General features: G+C 65.0%; 18 protein-coding genes. 14 read left to right on the top strand and 4 right to left on the bottom strand.

All coding sequences use genetic code 11. From position 1 onward, the window contains the following. The first annotated feature begins 107 nt into the window (after positions 1 to 107). The 11 genes from CH262_RS04160 to CH262_RS04110 all read left to right on the top strand — a co-directional run bounded on the left by CH262_RS04160 (position 108) and on the right by CH262_RS04110 (position 9,892). Positions 108 to 1,307: a thiolase family protein gene (locus CH262_RS04160; protein WP_094716990.1), complete on the top strand. Its 1,200-nt coding sequence runs from the start codon at positions 108 to 110 to the stop codon at positions 1,305 to 1,307. Beyond that, the gene (locus tag CH262_RS04155) at positions 1,304 to 2,026 is read left to right on the top strand and encodes an enoyl-CoA hydratase/isomerase family protein (protein WP_094716988.1); all 723 of its coding nucleotides are present in this window, start codon (positions 1,304 to 1,306) and stop codon (positions 2,024 to 2,026) included. Before CH262_RS04160 ends, CH262_RS04155 begins: the two co-directional genes overlap by 4 nt. Then, positions 2,023 to 2,874 carry a 3-hydroxyacyl-CoA dehydrogenase family protein gene (locus tag CH262_RS04150; protein WP_027494654.1) on the top strand — a complete coding sequence of 284 codons (852 nt, stop codon included), beginning with the start codon at positions 2,023 to 2,025 and terminating at the stop codon, positions 2,872 to 2,874. The genes CH262_RS04155 and CH262_RS04150 overlap by 4 nt, the downstream gene beginning before the upstream one ends. Continuing rightward, positions 2,871 to 3,641 carry an enoyl-CoA hydratase-related protein gene (locus CH262_RS04145; RefSeq protein ID WP_094716986.1) on the top strand — a complete coding sequence of 257 codons (771 nt, stop codon included), beginning with the start codon at positions 2,871 to 2,873 and terminating at the stop codon, positions 3,639 to 3,641. The genes CH262_RS04150 and CH262_RS04145 overlap by 4 nt, the downstream gene beginning before the upstream one ends. Before the next feature lie 153 nt (positions 3,642 to 3,794). Continuing rightward, the gene (gene paaA, locus CH262_RS04140) at positions 3,795 to 4,742 is read left to right on the top strand and encodes a 1,2-phenylacetyl-CoA epoxidase subunit PaaA (RefSeq protein WP_027494656.1); all 948 of its coding nucleotides are present in this window, start codon (positions 3,795 to 3,797) and stop codon (positions 4,740 to 4,742) included. Then, positions 4,739 to 5,116, top strand: coding sequence for a 1,2-phenylacetyl-CoA epoxidase subunit PaaB (gene paaB / locus CH262_RS04135; RefSeq protein ID WP_032373518.1), 378 nt, complete (start codon positions 4,739 to 4,741; stop codon positions 5,114 to 5,116). Before paaA ends, paaB begins: the two co-directional genes overlap by 4 nt. 28 nt (positions 5,117 to 5,144) lie before the next feature. Then, positions 5,145 to 6,062: a 1,2-phenylacetyl-CoA epoxidase subunit PaaC gene (gene paaC, locus CH262_RS04130; RefSeq protein ID WP_094716984.1), complete on the top strand. Its 918-nt coding sequence runs from the start codon at positions 5,145 to 5,147 to the stop codon at positions 6,060 to 6,062. Positions 6,063 to 6,067: 5 nt separating this feature from the next. Further along, the gene (paaD, locus tag CH262_RS04125; RefSeq protein ID WP_032368688.1) at positions 6,068 to 6,565 is read left to right on the top strand and encodes a 1,2-phenylacetyl-CoA epoxidase subunit PaaD; all 498 of its coding nucleotides are present in this window, start codon (positions 6,068 to 6,070) and stop codon (positions 6,563 to 6,565) included. Next, a complete protein-coding gene (gene paaE, locus CH262_RS04120; RefSeq protein WP_094716982.1) occupies positions 6,565 to 7,659 on the top strand; it encodes a 1,2-phenylacetyl-CoA epoxidase subunit PaaE in 1,095 nt (364 codons plus the stop codon). The genes paaD and paaE overlap by 1 nt, the downstream gene beginning before the upstream one ends. Positions 7,660 to 7,677: 18 nt before the next feature. Beyond that, positions 7,678 to 8,985 carry a phenylacetate--CoA ligase PaaK gene (paaK, locus tag CH262_RS04115; protein ID WP_094716980.1) on the top strand — a complete coding sequence of 436 codons (1,308 nt, stop codon included), beginning with the start codon at positions 7,678 to 7,680 and terminating at the stop codon, positions 8,983 to 8,985. 1 nt (position 8,986) lies between these two features. Continuing rightward, positions 8,987 to 9,892, top strand: a complete 906-nt coding sequence (locus CH262_RS04110) for a helix-turn-helix domain-containing protein (protein WP_094716978.1) — start codon at positions 8,987 to 8,989, stop codon at positions 9,890 to 9,892. A gap of 30 nt (positions 9,893 to 9,922) precedes the next feature. Here CH262_RS04110 and CH262_RS04105 read toward each other — a convergent pair whose 3' ends face one another. After that, positions 9,923 to 11,452: a GMC family oxidoreductase gene (locus CH262_RS04105; protein ID WP_094716977.1), complete on the bottom strand. Its 1,530-nt coding sequence runs from the start codon at positions 11,450 to 11,452 to the stop codon at positions 9,923 to 9,925. A 40-nt stretch (positions 11,453 to 11,492) separates the two neighbouring features. Then, positions 11,493 to 12,977, bottom strand: a complete 1,485-nt coding sequence (styD, locus tag CH262_RS04100; protein WP_094717352.1) for a phenylacetaldehyde dehydrogenase StyD — start codon at positions 12,975 to 12,977, stop codon at positions 11,493 to 11,495. A gap of 184 nt (positions 12,978 to 13,161) precedes the next feature. Between styD and hglS the strand changes: the two genes are divergently transcribed. Continuing rightward, a complete protein-coding gene (gene hglS, locus CH262_RS04095) occupies positions 13,162 to 14,547 on the top strand; it encodes a 2-oxoadipate dioxygenase/decarboxylase (RefSeq protein ID WP_373453768.1) in 1,386 nt (461 codons plus the stop codon). 24 nt (positions 14,548 to 14,571) lie between these two features. On the opposite strand, the gene CH262_RS04090 is transcribed toward hglS, so the two are convergent. After that, positions 14,572 to 15,558, bottom strand: a complete 987-nt coding sequence (locus CH262_RS04090; protein ID WP_027494666.1) for an alpha/beta hydrolase — start codon at positions 15,556 to 15,558, stop codon at positions 14,572 to 14,574. 210 nt (positions 15,559 to 15,768) lie between these two features. Between CH262_RS04090 and CH262_RS04085 the strand changes: the two genes are divergently transcribed. Both CH262_RS04085 and CH262_RS04080 read left to right on the top strand, forming a co-directional pair. Next, positions 15,769 to 16,221 carry a MarR family winged helix-turn-helix transcriptional regulator gene (locus CH262_RS04085; protein ID WP_027494667.1) on the top strand — a complete coding sequence of 151 codons (453 nt, stop codon included), beginning with the start codon at positions 15,769 to 15,771 and terminating at the stop codon, positions 16,219 to 16,221. After that, complete coding sequence (locus CH262_RS04080; protein ID WP_032367853.1) at positions 16,218 to 16,604, top strand: DUF5313 family protein; 387 nt, start codon at positions 16,218 to 16,220, stop codon at positions 16,602 to 16,604. The genes CH262_RS04085 and CH262_RS04080 overlap by 4 nt, the downstream gene beginning before the upstream one ends. 8 nt (positions 16,605 to 16,612) lie before the next feature. Here the strand turns inward: CH262_RS04080 and CH262_RS04075 are convergent, their stop codons facing one another. Then, entirely contained in the window at positions 16,613 to 18,988 is a 2,376-nt protein-coding gene (locus CH262_RS04075) for an ATP-binding protein (protein WP_094716972.1), read from the bottom strand. Between the last annotated feature and the right edge of the window lie 71 nt (positions 18,989 to 19,059).

Raw genomic sequence — 19,059 nt, 5'->3', positions numbered from 1 at the left:
CACATCTTCGCAGTCGGCGGACGATTCCACAGCACCACGGGCAGCAGACCTTGCCAAACGACCGAATGTTCGGTTATTAATGACGCAACCGACGAAGGAGTTGCGAAGTGGGCGAAGTATTTCTCGTGGCCGGCGCACGTACCCCGCACGGGCGCTACGGCGGTGCAATGGCCTCGGTGCGCCCCGACGATCTCGCCGGGCTGGTCGTGGCCGAGGCGGTCCGCAGAGCGGGCGTACCCGTCGATCGAATCGACGAGGTGATTCTGGGTGCGGCCAACCAAGCAGGCGAGGACAATCGCGATGTGGCCAGAATGGCGGTTCTGCTCGCAGGTCTGCCCCAGTCGGTGCCGGGATATACCGTCAATCGCCTGTGCGCGAGCGGACTGACCGCAGTAGCCAACGCCGCGAGCACCATTCGCAGCGGTGAGGCCGACATCATCGTCGCCGGTGGCGTCGAGTCCATGACGCGCGCGCCGTGGGTCATGGCCAAGCCCGGGACGGCGTGGGCCAAGCCCGGCGAGATCTTCGATACCTCCCTCGGCTGGCGATTCACCAACCCGACCTTCGCAGCGCACGACGCGGGGACCGACCCCAAGATCACATTGTCGATGGGCGAGACCGCCGAAGAGGTCGCGCTCAGCGAAGGCATCACCCGTGAAGAGTCCGACGCCTTCGCTTTCCGCAGTCAGCAGCGTGCCGTCGCCGCCCAGGATGCCGGGCGCTTCGCCGACGAGATCGTGCCCGTCAGCACCAAGAACGGCGAGGTCACCGAGGACGAGACGCCGCGCCGCGGAACCACGTTGGACAAGCTCGGCACCCTGAAGACCGTGTTTCGCAAGGACGGGATCGTCACCGCCGGCACGTCGTCACCGTTCACCGACGGGGCATCGGCATTGGTCGTGGCCTCGGAAGAAGCCGTGCGCACGTACGGCCTCGAGGTTCGCGGCCGCATCGTCACCAGTGCGAGCGCCGGCATCGCGCCCCACATCATGGGACTCGGGCCGGTCCCGTCCACGCAGAAGGCGCTCACGCGCGCCGGATGGTCTGTCGACGACCTCGGTGCCGTCGAACTCAACGAGGCCTTCGCGGCACAGTCCCTCGGCGTCATCCGCCAGCTGAAGCTCGACGAGGACATCGTTAACGCCGACGGCGGGGCCATCGCCCTCGGCCACCCCCTCGGCTCGTCGGGAGCTCGAATTCTGTTGACGCTGTTGGGCCGGATGGAACGCGAGAAGGCCTCCCGTGGGCTCGCGACACTGTGCGTCGGCGTCGGGCAAGGCGTGTCGATGCTGATCGAGGCACCGTGAACACACTCATCGTGGAGGAGTCGACGGACCGCGTTGTCGTCACCCTGAGCCGCGAGACGCAACGCAACGCAATCGATTCCGACATGATCGGCGAGTTGCACGAGGTGTGCGCGCTCGTGGAGCAGGATCCCAGGATCGTGATCCTGACCGGAGCAGGCGAGCATTTTGCCGGCGGTGCCGACATCAACCAGTTACGGGCCCGCACCCGCGACGACGCACTGCGCGGCATCAACCGAAACCTGTTCGACCGCATCGCCGCACTCCCCCTGCCGACGATCGCAGCCGTCCGCGGATACGCACTCGGCGGCGGAGCCGAACTGTCCTACGCCTGCGACATCCGCATCGCGTCGCCGACGGCCGTGTTCGGCAATCCCGAACCGGGACTGGGCATCATGGCTGCCGCCGGAGCCAGCTACCGGTTACCGACGCTGGTGGGGGTGTCCGTAGCGAAGCAGGTGCTTCTCGGTGGCCGGACACTGGACGCAGAGGTGGCACTTCGGTGCGGCCTGGTGCTGGACGTCGTCGACGAGCCGTTGACTACAGCGCATTCCCTCGCGGATCGCATTGCGAGACAAGCACCACTGGCCCTGAAGCTGACGAAAAGGATTCTCGATGCACCCGGTTCGCACCCGTGGGCCGACGACATCGCGCAGGCTGTTCTGTTCGAGACCGAAGACAAACAACGCCGCATGACGGCATTTCTGGAGAAGAAGAAATGACAGTTCCTGTGAAAGTAGCTGTTGTCGGCGGAGGCCGCATGGGTGCAGGTATTGCCCAGGTGTTCGCGGCCCTCGGCTCGACCGTCGTCATCGCCGAAGCAGCCGACCAGACTGCAGCCCTCGGACGAGTCTCGACCGGGCTGGACCGGGCGCACGAGCGCGGCAAGCTCAGCGAGGACCCCGCTGCGATTCTCGCCCGGGTCTCCACCGTCGCCGGCCCCGCGGATCTTGCTGCCGACCTGGACCTGGTTGTCGAAGCGGTTCCCGAGATTCCGTCGCTCAAGGTCGAGGTACTGGCTCTCGTCGACAAGATCGCCGGGCCCGACACGGTCATCGCGTCGAACACGAGCTCGATCTCCATCGCGGAACTCGGCGCAGCATTGAGCGATCCGAGCCGCTTCGTCGGGATGCACTTCTTCAACCCGGTTCCGGCGTCGACTCTCGTCGAGATCGTGCGCGCTCCGGCCACTTCCCTAGACGTCGTGCAGCGAGTGCAGCAGTGGGTGTCACTGCTCGGCAAAACCGAGGTGCTCGTCAACGACTCCCCCGGGTTCGCTACCTCCCGGCTCGGCGTGTGCCTCGGACTCGAGGCCATCCGGATGCTGGAGGAAGGCGTCGCCGACGCCGAATCGATCGACCGCGCCATGGAACTCGGCTACAAGCATCCGATGGGTCCGTTGCGGTCGACCGACCTCGTCGGGTTGGACGTTCGGCTCGCCATCGCAGAACACCTGGCGTCGACCCTCGGCGACAGGTTCACTCCCCCGCAGTTGTTGCGAGACATGGTTGCTCGCGGCGATATCGGACGCAAGTCCGGTCGCGGCTTTCACGATTGGACGAACGCATGACGGTACGGTTCGACGTCACCGACGGCCTGGCGACCATCACCCTCGCGCGCTCCGAGGCACACAACGCCCTCGACGTCATGACGAAAGTCGGCCTGATGTCTGCAGTGCAGAACGCCGCCGCACCCAGTGTGCGCGCGGTGCTCATCACCGCGGAGGGCAAGAACTTCTGCGTTGGCCAGGACCTCGGCGAGCACGTCACCGCGCTCGAAGCCGACCCGGCCACGGCGATGGATACCGTCGGCGAGCATTACAACCCGCTCATCCGAGGGCTCGCAGCGCTCGAGGTGCCGATCGTCGTGGCCATCCCCGGCGCGTGCGTCGGTGCCGGTCTCGGGATCGCACTCGCCGGAGACATCCGGGTTGCCGGTACCAAGTCGTCGTTCGCCACGGCGTTCACCGGCATCGGACTGGCCAGCGACTCGGGATTGAGCTACACGCTGGTCGACGCACTGGGCGCGAGCCGGGCCGCGGGACTGATGCTGCTCGGCGACAAGGTCACCGCCGCGCAGGCCCTCGACTGGGGTCTGGTGCATCGCGTCGTCGACGATGCCGACGTTCTCGAGACCGCGCGCACGCTGGCCACAACGCTCGCTGCGGGACCCACCCTGGCGTACAAGCAGGTCAAATCACTGATCGCGCGGTCCGGACTGTCCGACGCCCTGGACCGCGAGGCGCAGGCGCAGACCGCTCTGGGACAGACCGCCGACCACAAGGCCGCCGTCGATGCCTTCCTGGCGAAGAAGAGAGCCTCCTTCGTCGGCATGTGAGCGGGAGTGGAGCCTGCGGAACGACCCATGTGAGTGGAAACTCGACCCCTGCTACGAACTTCCACGCACGTGCGGCGAAGCCGCACTTGTGCCCGGGGTCACTTCGATGCATACTGGTTACCAACCGATCATTCGGTAATGAAAGTAGGACTTATGACCACGTCAAACACCCTGTCCACCGAGACGCTGCAGGACGGGTTCGACGAGACCATTGCCCACGAGCAGCGCGTCGAGCCTCGCGACTGGATGCCGGACGGCTACCGCAAGTCGCTCATCCGCCAGATCGCCCAGCACGCGCACTCCGAGATCATCGGCATGCAGCCGGAGGGCAACTGGCTCACCCGCGCACCGTCGTTGCGCCGCAAGGCGATCCTGATGGCCAAGGTGCAGGACGAAGCCGGTCACGGCCTCTACCTCTACTCTGCTGCCGAAACCCTCGGAGCGGACCGCGCCGACCTGACGGTCAAGCTCATCGAGGGCAAGCAGAAGTACTCCTCGATCTTCAACTACCCCACCCTGACGTACGCAGACGTGGGCACCATCGGCTGGCTCGTCGACGGCGCAGCGATCTGCAACCAGGTTCCCCTGTGCCGCAGCAGCTTCGGGCCCTACGCGCGCGCGATGATCCGCGTCTGCAAGGAAGAATCCTTCCACCAGCGTCAGGGCTACGAGCTGCTGGCCACGATGATGCGCGGCACCGACGAACAGCGTGCCATGGTCCAGGAATCCGTCAACCGATGGTGGTGGCCGGCACTGATGATGTTCGGCCCGCCGGACGACGAGTCCCCCAACACCGAGCAGTCCATGAAGTGGGGCATCAAGCGCCACACCAACGACGAACTGCGCCAACGCTTCGTCGACATGTCGATCCCGCAAGCGAAGGCACTCGGAGTCACGTTCCCCGACCCGGACCTGAAGTGGAACGAGGAGCGCAAGTCACACGATTTCGGTGAGCCCGACTGGTCCGAGTTCATGCAGGTGATCAAGGGCAACGGTGCCTCCAACGTCGAGCGCATCGCGAACCGTCGAGCAGCTCACGACGGCGGAGCCTGGGTCCGTGAGGCCGCAACCGCATTCGCCGAAAGGAACGCAGCATCATGACACGCCCTGAAGAGGCCCAGTTCACCGCCGAGGGCGGCCACGGAGCAGTGCCCACCGAGGGTGTTCCGGTCGAGCCGAAAAGGGAAGCGGTCAAGGCCGATTGGCCGTTGTACGAGGTGTTCCTGCGCGGCAAGCGCGGCCTGAACCACGTGCATGTCGGATCGCTCCACGCTGCCGACGACCACATGGCCCTGCGGCATGCTCGCGACGTCTACACCCGCCGCAACGAAGGCGTCAGCATCTGGGTGGTTCCGTCCAACTCGATCGTCGCGTCGTCGCCGTCGGAGAAGGATCCGTTCTTCGCACCGAGTGGCGACAAGGTGTACCGCCACCCGACGTTCTACGAGATCCCCGACAACGTTCCCCACATGTGAGACCCATACTCCCAGAGGACAAGCACTCATGACCGATCACGACAGCGCCTACGAGGGCCTCGTCGACGAGGACTCGCACGGGCAGTGGGCATTCGGGACGAGTTTCGACGACCCGCTCGCCGGAGTCGATACCACCGTTCCCGATGACGTCGACCTGAAAGCCCTTGCCGCGTACTGCCTCATGCTCGGTGACGATGCGCTGATCAGCTCCCAGCGCCTCGCCGAATGGAGCACTCGCGCACCGGAACTGGAAGAAGAGGTGGCGCTGGCGAACGTCGGCCTCGATCTCCTCGGCCAGGCCCGGCTGCTACTGGCCCGCGCCGCGAAAGCCGATCCGACGGTGGTGCCGTTCATCTCGGACACCTCCCCCGCACCCGCCGAGGATGCGCTGGCGTTCTTTCGCGACGAGGCCGACTTCCGCAACGTCAGACTCACCGAGCTCGACAACGGCGACTTCGCGAAGTCGCTGGTTCGGCTCCTCGTGTTCTCGACGTGGCGGCTCGCGGTCTTCACTCGCCTGCAGGAATCCCGTGATCCCGTTCTTGCCGCAGTTGCGAACAAGGGCGTCAAAGAGCTGACGTACCACCGCGATTACGCGGCACGCTGGGTCGTCACCCTGGGCTGCGGAACCGACGAATCGAAGCGACGCGTCCGCGACGCCGTGACCCGGATCTGGCCGTACGTCTCGGAGCTGTTCCTCCCGACGGACGAGGAGATCGCACTCGCGAAGGTCGCTGTCGCCGTCGACCCTCGCGATGTTCGCGAGGAGTTCGATTCGGTTCTTGCACAGGTGCTGCACGCCGCGGAGCTGGAGGCACCCGAGGGCAAGTCCGTGGGCACCATCGGCGGCCGCGGTGGTCGTCGCGGCATCCACACCGAGGCCTTCGGCCCGTTGATCGCCGAGATGCAGGTCGTGGCGAGGGCACATCCGGAGGGAGTCTGGTGACCACGATGGAACTCTCCGCTCGCGACATCGCAGCTACCGTCATGGATCCGGAGATGCCGCTGCTCACCCTCGACGACCTCGGCGTCCTGCGCGACGTCGAGGTACGCGAGAACGGCAGCGTGCTCGTCACCATCACTCCGACGTACTCCGGCTGCCCCGCCATGGCGACGATGCGGGACGACATCGCTCACAAGCTTCAGGACCACGGCTACGCGGATGTCGAGATCGTCACAAGCCTGACGCCGGCATGGAGTACCGACTGGATCTCCGAGGAGGGCCTGCGCAAGCTGCGCGAGACCGGCTACTCCACTCCGGGTCCGGCCCCGGAACGTACATCCGGCCCGGTGCCGCTGACCTTGACCGTCAAACCCCGTCAGCTCACCTGCCCGCAGTGCAGCTCGCGCAACACCCGGCTCACGTCCGAGTTCGGCGCCACCCTCTGCAAAGCCCAGTACCGGTGCGACGACTGCCTCGAGCCCTTCGACCACGTGAAGGAAATCTGATGACCGTCACCGCCGAGCCCGTTCAGAAGAATCTGCGCAACAAACCTTTTCATTCACTGACCGTTGCCGACGTGGAAGCCCTCTGCGACGACGCCGTTGCTGTCACGTTCGACGTCCCGGAAGAATTGCGCAAAGAGTTCGACTTTCGCCCGGGCCAGTCACTGATGCTCAGCCGCACCGTCGACGGCGTCGAGCACCGCCGCTCCTACTCCATCTGCGCCCCGGCGGGTGCGCGTCCCCGCGTCGGTGTCCGTGAGGTGTCCGACGGTCTGTTCTCCTCCTGGCTCGTTCACGACGTCAAAGCAGGCGACCGAATCGACGTGCAGGGCCCGAGCGGCACCTTCCACGCTGATCCGGCCCAGGCCGGCAGGCACGTGCTCATCGCCGCCGGTTCCGGTATCACCCCGATGTTGTCGATTGCGGCGTCCGTTCTGGCGAATCCCGACTCCGAAGTGGTTCTGCTGTACGGCAATCGCCGGACGCGAACGGTGATGTTCGCCGAGGAGATCGCCGACCTGAAGGACCAGTACGGCAGTCGATTCGACGTCATCCACGTACTGTCTCGCGAGCCACGGGAAGTCGAATTGTTCAGCGGCAGGCTCGATGCCGACCGGCTTCGCGAGATACTCGACACCGTCGTCGCAACACCGGATATCGATCATTTCTGGTTGTGTGGCCCGTTCGGGATGGTCACCGATGCCCAACAGGTTCTCGGTGACCTCGGTGTGGCGAAGACCAGCATCCACGCCGAACTGTTCTACGTCGACGATGTACCGCCGCCGCAGGAGCAGCACCGCGAGCCCGGTATCACCGGCCCCAGCAGTGAAGTCACGATCATCCTCGATGGCCGCGAGGTGAAAGGCGCTCTACCGCAGGACGAGTCGATACTCGATTCGGCCGAGCAGCTGCGCTCGGACCTCCCCTTCGCATGCAAGGGCGGAGTGTGCGGCACCTGCCGCGCGAAGGTGACCTTCGGAGAGGTCGACATGCGTCGTAACTATGCATTGGAAGACAACGAGGTCGATGCCGGCTTCGTGCTCACCTGCCAAACCTTCCCACTCAGCGACACCGTCACCGTCGACTTCGACGCCTGAGACCACGAGAGACCGATCATGACCAGTGTGCTGTCCGCCCCCACCGATACCCCCGACATCGAGTTCGCCTCTCGGGACCGCATTTCCACGCTGCAGTTGGAGCGCCTGCGATGGTCGCTGCAGCACGCGTACGACAACGTTCCGCACTACACGAAAGCATTCGACGACGCCGGGGTGCATCCGACCGATCTGAAAGACCTGTCGGATCTGGCGAAGTTCCCGTTCACCGCCAAGAAGGACCTGCGGGAGAACTACCCCTTCGGGATGTTCGCGGTTCCGCAGGACAAGGTCTCACGCATCCATGCGTCCTCGGGCACCACGGGGAGGCCGACAGTGGTGGGGTACACCGCGAACGACATCAGCAACTGGGCCGATCTCATCGCGCGCAGCCTCCGGGCAGGTGGTGTCAAGCCGTCGGACAAGGTGCACGTGGCCTACGGTTACGGTCTCTTCACCGGCGGACTCGGCGCACACTACGGCGCAGAACGACTGGGTTGCACCGTTATTCCGATGTCGGGCGGTATGACCGATCGTCAGATCCAGCTGATCGAGGACTTCGAGCCCGACGCCATCATGGTCACGCCGTCGTACATGCTCACGATCGTCGACGCGATGGTCAAGAAGGGCATCGATCCGGCGAAGACCTCACTGAAGACGGGCGTCTTCGGCGCGGAGCCCTGGACCGAGGAGATGCGCAAGGAGATCGAGAAGACTCTCGACATGGACGCCGTCGACATCTACGGCCTGTCCGAGGTCATGGGACCGGGCGTCGCGATGGAATGCGTCGAAACCAAGGACGGACTCCACATCTGGGAGGATCATTTCTACCCGGAGGTCATCGACCCGGTGACCGGCGAGGTTCTGCCCGACGGCGAGGAGGGTGAATTGGTGTTCACGTCCTTGTCCAAGGAAGCGATGCCGATCATCCGCTACCGCACCCGCGATCTGACGCGTCTGCTACCGGGCACGGCTCGCACGATGCGTCGGATGCAGAAGGTCACCGGCCGCACCGACGACATGATCATTCTGCGCGGAGTCAATCTCTTCCCGACGCAGATCGAGGAGCTGATTTTGACGGTTCCCGTTCTGGCACCGCAGTTCCAGTGTGTGCTCGAGCGTGCCGGACGCATGGACACTCTGACCGTCCTCGTCGAGGCCCGACCCGATGCCGCGCTCGACACTCATGTAACAGCAGCCGCGACGCTGAAGAAGCTGGTCAAGGACCGGATCGGCGTCAGCGTCGCGGTCGACGTCGTCGCACCGGCAGCCCTCGAGCGTTCCATCGGTAAAGCCCGCCGTCTGATCGACAACCGTCCGACCGTATGACATGCGCCCGGTGGCACAGGATTTCGAGCAATGGCGCGAGAACGTCTCGACGGCGTTCGTGCCGCTCGACGCTGTGTCCACCGGGCAGTCGCCGTTCCAGGGCACCCTGGTGTCGTCGACATTGGGATCTCTCCAATTGAGCGAGGTCGCGGGGCGCGAGGTGGATGTCCGCCGCACACGCGCCACCATTAGGCGTGCCGATCCCGGCCTGATCAAGGTCGGCCTGCAGCTGACGGGGTGCGGCACGATCGTCCAGAACGAGCGCGAGGCCGTACTCCATCCTGGCGACTTCGCGGTCTACGACACCAGTGCCCCTTACGATCTGCACTTCGCCGGGGACTTCGAGATGTTCGTGGTGATGTTTTCACGCGACGCACTCCGCATCGTTTCCCGTGACTTGACGACCGTCGCGGCGCGTCGCATCGAGGGCGATCATGGCGTCGGCGCGCTGGTGTCGCCGTTCCTGTTCAATTTGCGTCGCAACGCCGCCGACGGCACATTGCCGACGACACCGATGCTCGAGAACGCCGTCCTCGATTTGCTCTGCGCCGCCCTCGACGACGCGGCTCCCCACGATGCGCCGGGATCCACACTCCTGATCGAGGCCAAGAGTCTCGTCGAATCTCAGCTGTCCGATCCGACACTGTCCACGGCGTCTCTCGCTGCGCACCTGCATATTTCGACGCGCTACTTGCAGAAGCTCTTCGAGCAGGACGGTCGCACGGTGGCCGGCTGGATCAGATCCAGGCGTCTGGAGAGGTGCCACCGCGACCTGCGTGACCCTCGTTTCGCCGCAGACAGTATCGGAACCGTCTGTGCGCGTCACGGTTTGATCGATTCCTCGAACTTCTCGAAGCTGTTCAAGGAGACGTACGGCATGTCGCCGCGGGAGTACCGCGCCGGGTGAGAGCGCACGCCGCCCTCACCCGACCACGAACTACTTTCCGAGGATCAGATCCGAGGCCCGCTCACCGACCATGATGGACGGCGCGTTGGTGTTGCCCGACGGCACCGTGGGCATGATCGACGCGTCCGCCACCCGCAATCCATCGACCCCGCGGACCCGAAGGTCAGCTCCGACAACGGCATCGGAGTCCGACTCGGCTCCCATCTTGCAGGTGCCGACCTGGTGGTGGTACGTACCGGCAGTCTGTCGTACGTACGCCCGCAGGTCGTCACGGGTGCGGGCGCTCGGTCCCGGAACCACCTCCGCCTTACGCCACGGCGCGAAGGCATCGGACGCACCGATCTCACGGCAGATCTCCACCGCGTCGACCATCGCCTCGAGGTCGTACGGATCGGCCAGGATGTTCGGATCCGCCAGCGGCAGTTCATTAGGATCCGAGGACGCCAGTCGCAGTGTGCCACGCGAACGCGGAGCCACGATTCCCGGTGCGATCGTGTAGCCGTTCTCCGGCACCGGGTATCCGTCGGCAGGATAAGGGATGTGCATGAACAGGGGTTGCAGATCGGGTGCAGCGCCGGCCCATCCGGTACTGCGGGCGTACAGCTGCGCTTCGAGCAGGTTGTTCGTACCGGCTGCGAGCGGCTCGAGGGACTCGTAGATGTTGCTGAGCAGCAAATGATCGTGCAGGTTCTCGCCGACCCCCGGCAGGTCGACGACGGTGTCGATTCCCAGTTCAGCCAAATGTCTGGACGGCCCGATTCCACTGAGCAGCAACGTCTTCGGAGAGCCGAGGGCTCCGCCGCACAGGATGACCTCGTGATCGGCGAACGCTCGCTCCAGCTCGCCATCTCCGCGGCTGTATTCGATGCCCACCGCTCGGCCGTTCTCGAGCACCACTCGGTGCACGAGAGCACCGGTGGTCACCGTCAGGTCGGGATTGTCGAGCACCGGGCCGACGAAGCTCTTCCAGGCGCTCATCCGCTCACCGTCGCGCGTGGTGGTGTGATTGTAGCCGGCACCGACCATCTCGTCGGCGTTGAAGTCGTCGATGAGCTTGTGCCCGTGCTCGACGGCAGCGTCGACGAAGGCTGCCGCCAGCGGATGCGGGGTACCCATGATGGACACCGGCAGTGGCCCGTCACCGCCGTGGAACTCGTTGGCACCGAGCTCGTGTGACTCCGAACGCTTGAACAGCGGCAGCACGTTCTCCCACGACCATCCGGCGTCACCGCTGGCCGATGCCCACCCGTCGTAATCGCTGGAATGCCCACGTACGTAGATCATTCCGTTGAGGGACGAGCTGCCACCGAGGACGCGTCCGCGTGGCCAGAAGATTCGCCGATCGTTGGCGTGCTTCTGCGGGGTGGTGAACAGTCCCCAGTCCTGCGGCCCGCCCAACAGCGTCGGCCAGCCCTGCGGTGAGTGGATCGCCGGATCGGTGTCCACGGGACCGGCTTCGATCACGTGGACGGCGTGGCCTGCGTCGAGGAGCCTCCTGGCGATGACGCTTCCTGCTGATCCTGCTCCGACGACGACGTAGTCGGTCGATTTCTTCGGCATGTCAGTCCTTGCTGTTTCGTTGCTGCACGAGGGAGTCGGGCTACAGAACTACGGTGACGACCTTCTCTTCGGTGTTGGCCTCGATACCGGCCCACCCGAGTTCCCGGCCCGTGCCGCTGGACTTCATGCCGCCCCAGGGGAGAGCGGGATCGATTGCAGCCCAGCCGTTCACCCACACCGCGCCGGAACGGACCTGCCCGGCCAGTATGTGCGCCCTCGACACGTCGCGGGTCCAGATCGAAGCGGCCAAGCCGTACACGGTGTCGTTGGCGATGGAGATCGCCTCGTCGGCCGTATCGAACGGAATCACCGTTCCGACCGGCCCGAAAATCTCCTCCTGGGCGATCTTCATGTCGTTGTCGGCGTCGGCGAAGATCGTCGGCTCGACGAAATAGCCGGCACCGTCGGGACGTCCGCCACCGGCTGCGACTCGGGCCCCGCCGTCGCGTCCGGCCTCGATGTACCCCAGCACACTGTCTCGCTGCTTCGCGTTGACGAGGGCACCCATCGTCGTCGACGGATCGAACGGATCTCCCAGGACCTGAGCAGAGGCCGCTGCGGCCAAACCGTCGACCACCTGCGAGTACAGCGAGCGATGCACCAGCACTCGGGTTCCGGCGGCACACACCTGGCCCTGGTTGAAGAACAGTCCCATCGCGGTTCCGTTGATCGCCGCGTCGAGATCCGCATCCTCGAGGATGATCTGCGGCGACTTGCCGCCGAGCTCGAGCGTCGTCCGCTTGAACGTGTCGGCGGCCTTCTTCGCGATGAGCTTACCGACCCGGGGGCTGCCGGTGAAGCTGATCTTGTCGACGTCAGGATGCCCGACCAAGGCGTCACCCGTCACTTCACCCAGTCCTGGAACAACATTGACCACTCCGGCCGGTACGCCTGCCTCGTCGATCAGTCGAGCCAGGTGCAGGATGGACAGCGGCGCGTCCTCCGGCGGCTTGACGACCACGGTATTTCCGGCTGCCAGAGCGGGAGCGAGCTTCCACGCCGCGATCATCAGCGGGGTGTTCCAGGGAACGATCATGCCGATGACGCCCACCGGCTCACGGACGGTGTACGAGTGCGTCGGCTGCCCGAAGTAGCCCGCAGTGGGGATGGAGCTGCCGGTGATCTTGTCGGCCCAGCCCGCGAAGTGCCGGAACGTGGCTGCGGCATTAGGGACGTCGAGCATCGCGGGCTGACCCACCGGCTTACCGACGTCGAGTGCTTCGAGTCGAGCGAGAAGGTCACCGTCCCGCTCGATCAGATCGGCCACCCGATTGAGCAGCTGGCCCCGGACTGCTCCGGGGGTAGCACCCCACTCACCACCGAGCTGGGCACGGGCCGCACGCACCGCTGCATCGACGTCCGACGCGGTGGCCGCAGCAATCTCGGCCAGGGGCTGTTCGGTGGTCGGGTTCAGGTCGGTGAAGGTGCCTCCGTCGGATGCACCGTGCCACTGCCCCGCGATGTAGAGCTCGGTGGCGGTGCCGGTCGGCAGCGACGGTGCGGCCGATTCCTGTACTGCGGTCATATGTTTTCGCTCCTTCTCGGTGCCGTGTGCAGGCACCTCTCGCATGTCTGCTCCAGACTGCGCCCGGGCGAACGCGCCGGTCTTGTGTGATCGCGCACACATTGTGCGGTAGATGCGCACAGTCGCGAGAGTGCAGCAGGCAGCCGAACGGGTTCCGTGCCGGCACCGAAAGGCGCAGTATGAGGTGGTGAACGTGACACCGACGCAATTGCGAGCGCAGTTCGCCCTTCGTCTGTCGGCTCTGTACGGGCGGGAGGTTCCCGCGTACACGACGCTGTTGGATGTCACCGCGTCGATCAATGCCGACACGATGCGCACCAGCGGTGCCGATGCGGAACGTTTCGGCTCCATCGATCGCGTCACCGCCGAGCGGCACGGCGCGATTCGGGTCGGCAATGCACGTGAGATGTCGCAGGTGGCACTGATATTCGGTGCCATGGGCATGTATCCGGTGGGTTTCTACGATCTGCGTGAGACTGCGTCGAGTTCGATTCCGGTGGTGTCGACAGCGTTCCGGCCGATCGATCCGGCCGAGCTGGCGATCAACCCGTTCCGGATCTTCACCTCGATGCTGGTGGCGTCGGATCGACGGTTCTTCGACCCGGATCTCGGCCGTCGCCTGACGGAATTCCTCGATCGCAGAACACTGTTCCCTCCGCTACTGCTCGAGCTGGCAGCCACGTGCGAGAGGGACAACGGCCTCGCAGCGGAGGAGTCTGCTACTTTTCTGGACCTCGCGACGGCGGCGTTCGCATTGTCGACCGACCCTGTCGACAGAGCGTGGTACCGCGAACTCGAGGCAGTCTCGGCGGTGGCCGCCGACATCGGTGGTGTCTCCTCCACCCACATCAACCACCTGACACCGAGGGTTCTGGACATCGACCTTCTGCATCGCCGTATGGGAGAGCACGGGGTGGCGATGATCGACACCATCCAGGGCCCTCCTCGTACGTCCGGTCCCGGATTGTTGTTGCGCCAGACGTCGTTCCGAGCGCTGGACGAGCAGCGGATGTTTCTCGACGAGAACGGCAACGTCGAACCCGGCCATCTACGGGTGCGGTTCGGCGAGGTCGAAGCCAGGGGCGCGGCAGCTACCGCACTCGGACGACGTCGCTACGACGAGTATCTGGATCGACTCGATACCGAGAAACCCGAGGACGCGTCCGCACTGTGGTCGTCGCTGGTGCCGGACGACGAGACACAGTGGATGGCAGAAGACCTCGCCTACTTCACCTTTCGAGTCACTGGGACCAACCCGTCCGCTGCAGACCGGGACGGTGGCCTCGTCGATCTGGTCAGGTCGGGTGTTCTCGCGGCCGACCCGATCGTGTACGAGGACTTCCTGCCCAAGTCGGCGGCGGGCATCTTCAGGTCCAATCTCGAATCCGACGGCACCCGCAATTCCGACAACACCGCGGCAGCCTTCGATGCGGAGGCGATGGAAAGCGTTCTGGGACGGACCCTGCACGACCCGTACCGAATCTACGGCCGTCTCCGAGACGAGTCGGTGGCGCGAGTCGAGAAGCACCTCGGCCTGACGAAGCCTCTCGACTGCCCATGGACCCACTGAGCAATCGGCCCGAGATACCGAGTGTCAGCCCGAGATACCGAGGGATCCGGCGAGGGTCGGCCAACTCTTCGGTAGCTGCTCCACCCAGTACGGCCACGAGTGCGTTCCGGTCTCGGTGAAGTCGAACGTTGCAGGAATGTTCAACTGGCCGAGCCGATCCGCGAGTCGGTGTGTGCAGTAGTTGGACCCGACCTCGATGAGGCCACCGACCACCACCCTGTCCCATCCCGCTGCAGTGTCGAAGCTTTCGTGACGTCCGGGAGCGCCGGTTCCCACCGACACGTAGACATCGGTACCGCGCAGACTTTCGGCATTGGCCACCGAATCATGTTCGGCCCACGCAGGATCGAAGGGTCCGCCCCACATGTTGTCGGCATTGCCGCCGAATGCTCCGACGATGGCTCGAATACTGGCCTGGCCCAACGGTTCGGCGGACGCGAAGCAGCCGCTGTACGACGCCACGCCGGAGTACACGTCCGGGTTACGTGCGGCGAGCATCATCGCCGATTGTGCGCCCATCGACAGGCCGGCGATCGCGTTGCGGCCGTTGCCATCCACGGCTGCGTCGATCAGCGGAGGCAGTTCCTCGGTGAGAAACGTTTCCCACTGGTAGCGGCCGAGTTTCGGGTCGTCGCGCTGCCAGTCGGTGTAGAAGCTGCCTGGTCCGGCCAACGGCAGGACGACGTTGACGTTCTTGTCGGCGAAGAACTCCGCTGCCTGCCCCTTCCGCAGCCACATGCTGTTGTGCGGATCCTCTTCGCCGATGCCGCTGAGCATGTACAGCGTCGGACGCGGTCCGCTTTTCGCCGCGGGTGTGAGCACCTGCACTTCGACGACGGCCCCCATAGCGGGTGAGTCGACCTTCAGCGTGCGCAGCGTGTCGGATGTCAGGACGGTGTCGACGATGCGGGCGGAGGGGGCAGCCGGCTCGGCGGATGCGATACCTCCCGAGGCGATCGACAGGGACAACGCTGCGACGAAGACAGTGGTGGAGATGCGTCGGCGACGCATGGCGATCCTCTCGGGATTATCACGGTAAGGGTGAATCGAGGTGCAGCATTGCACAATTGCGCGCCCGGTAACACGTTGTGGGCAAACTTTCACCACTGACGCAGACTCGATACCCGATCGAGGTGGCGAACCTGTACCTCCGCCCTTTTTCGTCCTTTGAGTTGCACACGAACAATTCGTGCACTAATCAATTCTGATACTCTGGCCAGCGTGACCACCACCGAGGATCCACTCGCGCTCGATCGCCAGGTCTGCTTCGCCCTGGCCGTCACCAACCGGGCTGTGCTGTCGGTGTATCGGCCGTTGCTCGAACCGATGGGCCTGACCCATCCGCAGTATCTGGTGATGTTGGCCTTGTGGGGCGAGTCGCCGATGTCGGTCAAAGCGATCGGCTCAGCGCTGCAACTCGACTCGCCCACCCTGTCCCCGCTGCTGAAGCGTCTGGAATCGATGGGCCTGCTCACTCGCACACGCAGCACGGAAGACGAGCGCATTCTGCTCGTATCCCTCACCCCCGCCGGAGCCGCTCTCCGCGCCGAGGCCGAAAAGATTCCATCCGCGGTCGTGGCGAGACTCGGTGCGTCACTCGACGAACTGGAGCAGTTGCGCCGCGTCCTCACTCGCGTCAACGACGCGGCGATCGCAGCAGGAGCACTGACATGAGCGCACGACCCCAGCGCACCCGTCCGAACGCCGGCCAATGGTTGGGCTACGCCGTCCTGGGCCGCAAACTCCCCGACTCGATGCAGGATTGGGTTCGACGCGACCTCGTCGGCCCCGGCGCGACACCGCGTCACATCCTGCGCTCGATGATCCCGTTCCTGCCCATCTTCATCGGGTTCTTCGTGCTCTTTCCCGGCGCGATCTGGTTACGTGCCTCGATGGTCCTGTTGGCCCTGCTGCTCGCGCTGTTCTACACCGCCGCATACATGGACCAGAACCGCGCCCGTCGTCTCGAGATTCACGGACTGCCCGCCGATCTGAAGAGCGAGAAGAAAACGGCGGAACTCGAACGCGAACGCGAGAACTACCGCCGCAACCACTGACCGGCCGGTCAGTGCTCGCGGGCGAGGCCTGCGGTGAAGTCGTCGGCGATCATGACGGCCAGATCCCGCGTCTTGCGGTTGGTGTTCTGTGAGAGTTCGGTCAATTGCGTGAACGCGGCGTCCGCGTCGATGCGGTACACCGACATGAGGATGCCGACGGCTCGGCCGATCGTGCCGCGGGTCTCGAGCGCCGTACGCAGTGTCGCGGCCTGATTGCCGCTCTCGGCGATCAGCTGCTCGCGCATCCGTGACAGTTCGAGGTGCACGCGAACGCGCGCGACGAGTTCGCGGTCGTGGAACGGCTTGACGATGTAATCGTCGGCACCGCGTCCGAGTCCGTCGAGCACAAAATCAGTTCCCGCACGAGCGGTCAGCAAGATGACCGGTATTCGCTTCAACTCGGCGTCGCCGCGGATGTCGTCCACCAGATCCAGACCACTGCGCCCCGGCAGCATGACGTCGGAGAGCACGAGACCCGGCAGCATCGTCCGGGCACGATCGAGAGCGGTCTCGATGTCCCCCGCTGTCGAGACGGACCACCCTTCGTCGGTCAGCAGGCGCGCGAGGTAGTTGCGCATGTCGACGTTGTCCTCGACGAGCAGGACGTCGGCGCGATCGGTCGTCTCGGGAACGGGCTCGATCGAGGGGAAGATCGCCGAGATCGGATCGGCCGGAGCGCCGGGTCGATCGACAGCGGCAGCTTCTGCGGGCAACCGCGGCACCTGCACGGTGAAGGTAGTGCCCCGGCCCACGTCGCTGTCGACGTCGATGCGCCCGTTCAAGGCGGTAAGCAAGTCCGTCACCAGGGCAAGCCCGATTCCGGACCCTTCGATGCTGTGCGCGCCTTCTCGTTCGACTCGGTGGAACCGGTCGAAGATTCGAGGCAGGTCCTCGGCCGGAATTCCTAGCCCGGTGTCTGCGACCACGAGCCGAACGGTGTCCTCGTCCGCGACCAGACGAACCGACACCCGTCCGGCCGGGGTGTACTTGACGGCGTTGGCGACGAGGTTGAACACGACCTTCGACCACATTTCGGCGTCGGTCAGGACCACGACGTCCTCGGCCGCATCCACGACGAGCTCGAGCCCCTGCGCCGACGCGACGGCCGAGAACATCGTCGCGCAATCGCGTGTCACCGAGCCGAGGTTCACCGGCTCGGGTCGAGAGACGAGTCGGCCGGCCTCGGCATTGACGATGTCGAGCAGGTCGTCCACCAACCTGCGCAGCCGCATCGACGCGCGATGAACGACGTCGAGTGATTCGCGGTCGTTCGCGTCCAGCACCGAAGCAGCGTTCTCGCGTACCGAATCGAGCGGGCCCGTCAGCAACGTCAGCGGGGTGCGGAATTCGTGCCCGACGTTCTCGAGCAGCCGGGTCTTCGCAGCATCGGCGTCGGCCAAGGCCGCCACCCGGCTGCGCTCCATCTCGAACGCGTGCGAGGCCGTCAGTGCGGTGGACAGGCGTTCGGCGACGACGACGCAGAACGAGGTGAAGGCATCGTCGATCACCCGATGGCTGCTCACTCCGATCAACAGCGCCCCGACCGGCTGTACCCGACCGGCCATCGTCAACGGCACGACGACGGCCTGCGGAACGTTGCCGTCCACCTGCACGGTCGCGCAGGTGACCGTACCGTCGGCAACTCGAGAGATGTCGGCGCACTCCCACGTCGCAGCCTGGTACCCGGCGTCGCCGCCGGTCACGACACACTCCACCGGGCCGTCCGCATTCAGATCTTCGCGGAGGTAACCGGCGACGAGGGGAAACTCCGATGCTTCGGCCGCGAGCACACCCACTGCCGCACGGCAGACGTCCACGGCACCGTCGGTGTCGTTGCCCGTCAGCGTGCCCAGGCTCAGCAACGCCTGCATGCGGCGTTCGCCGAGGAGCTGCTGGGTGACCTCCGACGTCGCGACGAACACGCCGAGGACCGCGCGCTCGGGACCGTGAATCGGACTGTACGAGAAGGTCCAGTACGTCTCTTCGAGGAACCCGTACCGATTCATCATGAACCGTTGGCGAGCACCGTGCACCGCAGTGCCGCCGTCGACGACCTGATGAGCCAATGCGCCGATCTCGTCCCAGATCTCTGCCCAGCAGTCCCTGGCCGGCTGCGCTGCGGCGGCGGGAAACTTGTCACCGAGAAAATCGGTGTACGAGTGGTTGAAGATCTGGACCAGGTGCGGCCCCCACCAGATCAACATCGGAATGGTCGACGGCATGACCGTGCGGATGGCCGCGATCAATTCGTACGGCCATTGCTCCACCGATCCCAGCTCCGTGGAGCTCCAATCCAGCTCGCGAAACCGAGCCTCGGTGGCATTGTCACCGGGAAACAGCTCGTCGAGCCGAGCCGAACCGGGATCGGGTACTGCGGGATTCATGGCCTCGTCCTTAGTCACATGCGGCCGTAGGTCAAGGACGGGCGCAATCTCCTCGTCGATTCTATCCGAGC

The sequence above is a fragment of the Rhodococcus sp. 05-2255-1e genome, from assembly GCF_002259025.1.
GTDB lineage: Bacteria > Actinomycetota > Actinomycetes > Mycobacteriales > Mycobacteriaceae > Rhodococcoides > Rhodococcoides fascians.
The sequence above is the reverse complement of the archived record's forward strand: the minus strand, read 5'-3'. Positions and strand labels throughout refer to the sequence as shown.

What these genes read in the sequence shown, in the direction of transcription:
- CH262_RS04150 (WP_027494654.1), top strand. Translation starts at nt 2,023, where the DNA reads ATGACAGTTCCTGTGAAAGTAGCTGTTGTCGGCGGAGGCCGCATGGGT.
- CH262_RS04145 (WP_094716986.1), top strand. Translation starts at nt 2,871, where the DNA reads ATGACGGTACGGTTCGACGTCACCGACGGCCTGGCGACCATCACCCTC.
- paaA (WP_027494656.1), top strand. Translation starts at nt 3,795, where the DNA reads ATGACCACGTCAAACACCCTGTCCACCGAGACGCTGCAGGACGGGTTC.
- paaB (WP_032373518.1), top strand. Translation starts at nt 4,739, where the DNA reads ATGACACGCCCTGAAGAGGCCCAGTTCACCGCCGAGGGCGGCCACGGA.
- paaC (WP_094716984.1), top strand. Translation starts at nt 5,145, where the DNA reads ATGACCGATCACGACAGCGCCTACGAGGGCCTCGTCGACGAGGACTCG.
- paaD (WP_032368688.1), top strand. Translation starts at nt 6,068, where the DNA reads ATGGAACTCTCCGCTCGCGACATCGCAGCTACCGTCATGGATCCGGAG.
- paaE (WP_094716982.1), top strand. Translation starts at nt 6,565, where the DNA reads ATGACCGTCACCGCCGAGCCCGTTCAGAAGAATCTGCGCAACAAACCT.
- paaK (WP_094716980.1), top strand. Translation starts at nt 7,678, where the DNA reads ATGACCAGTGTGCTGTCCGCCCCCACCGATACCCCCGACATCGAGTTC.
- CH262_RS04110 (WP_094716978.1), top strand. Translation starts at nt 8,987, where the DNA reads ATGCGCCCGGTGGCACAGGATTTCGAGCAATGGCGCGAGAACGTCTCG.
- CH262_RS04105 (WP_094716977.1), bottom strand. Translation starts at nt 11,452, where the DNA reads ATGCCGAAGAAATCGACCGACTACGTCGTCGTCGGAGCAGGATCAGCA.
- styD (WP_094717352.1), bottom strand. Translation starts at nt 12,977, where the DNA reads ATGACCGCAGTACAGGAATCGGCCGCACCGTCGCTGCCGACCGGCACC.
- CH262_RS04090 (WP_027494666.1), bottom strand. Translation starts at nt 15,558, where the DNA reads ATGCGTCGCCGACGCATCTCCACCACTGTCTTCGTCGCAGCGTTGTCC.
- CH262_RS04080 (WP_032367853.1), top strand. Translation starts at nt 16,218, where the DNA reads ATGAGCGCACGACCCCAGCGCACCCGTCCGAACGCCGGCCAATGGTTG.
- CH262_RS04075 (WP_094716972.1), bottom strand. Translation starts at nt 18,988, where the DNA reads ATGAATCCCGCAGTACCCGATCCCGGTTCGGCTCGGCTCGACGAGCTG.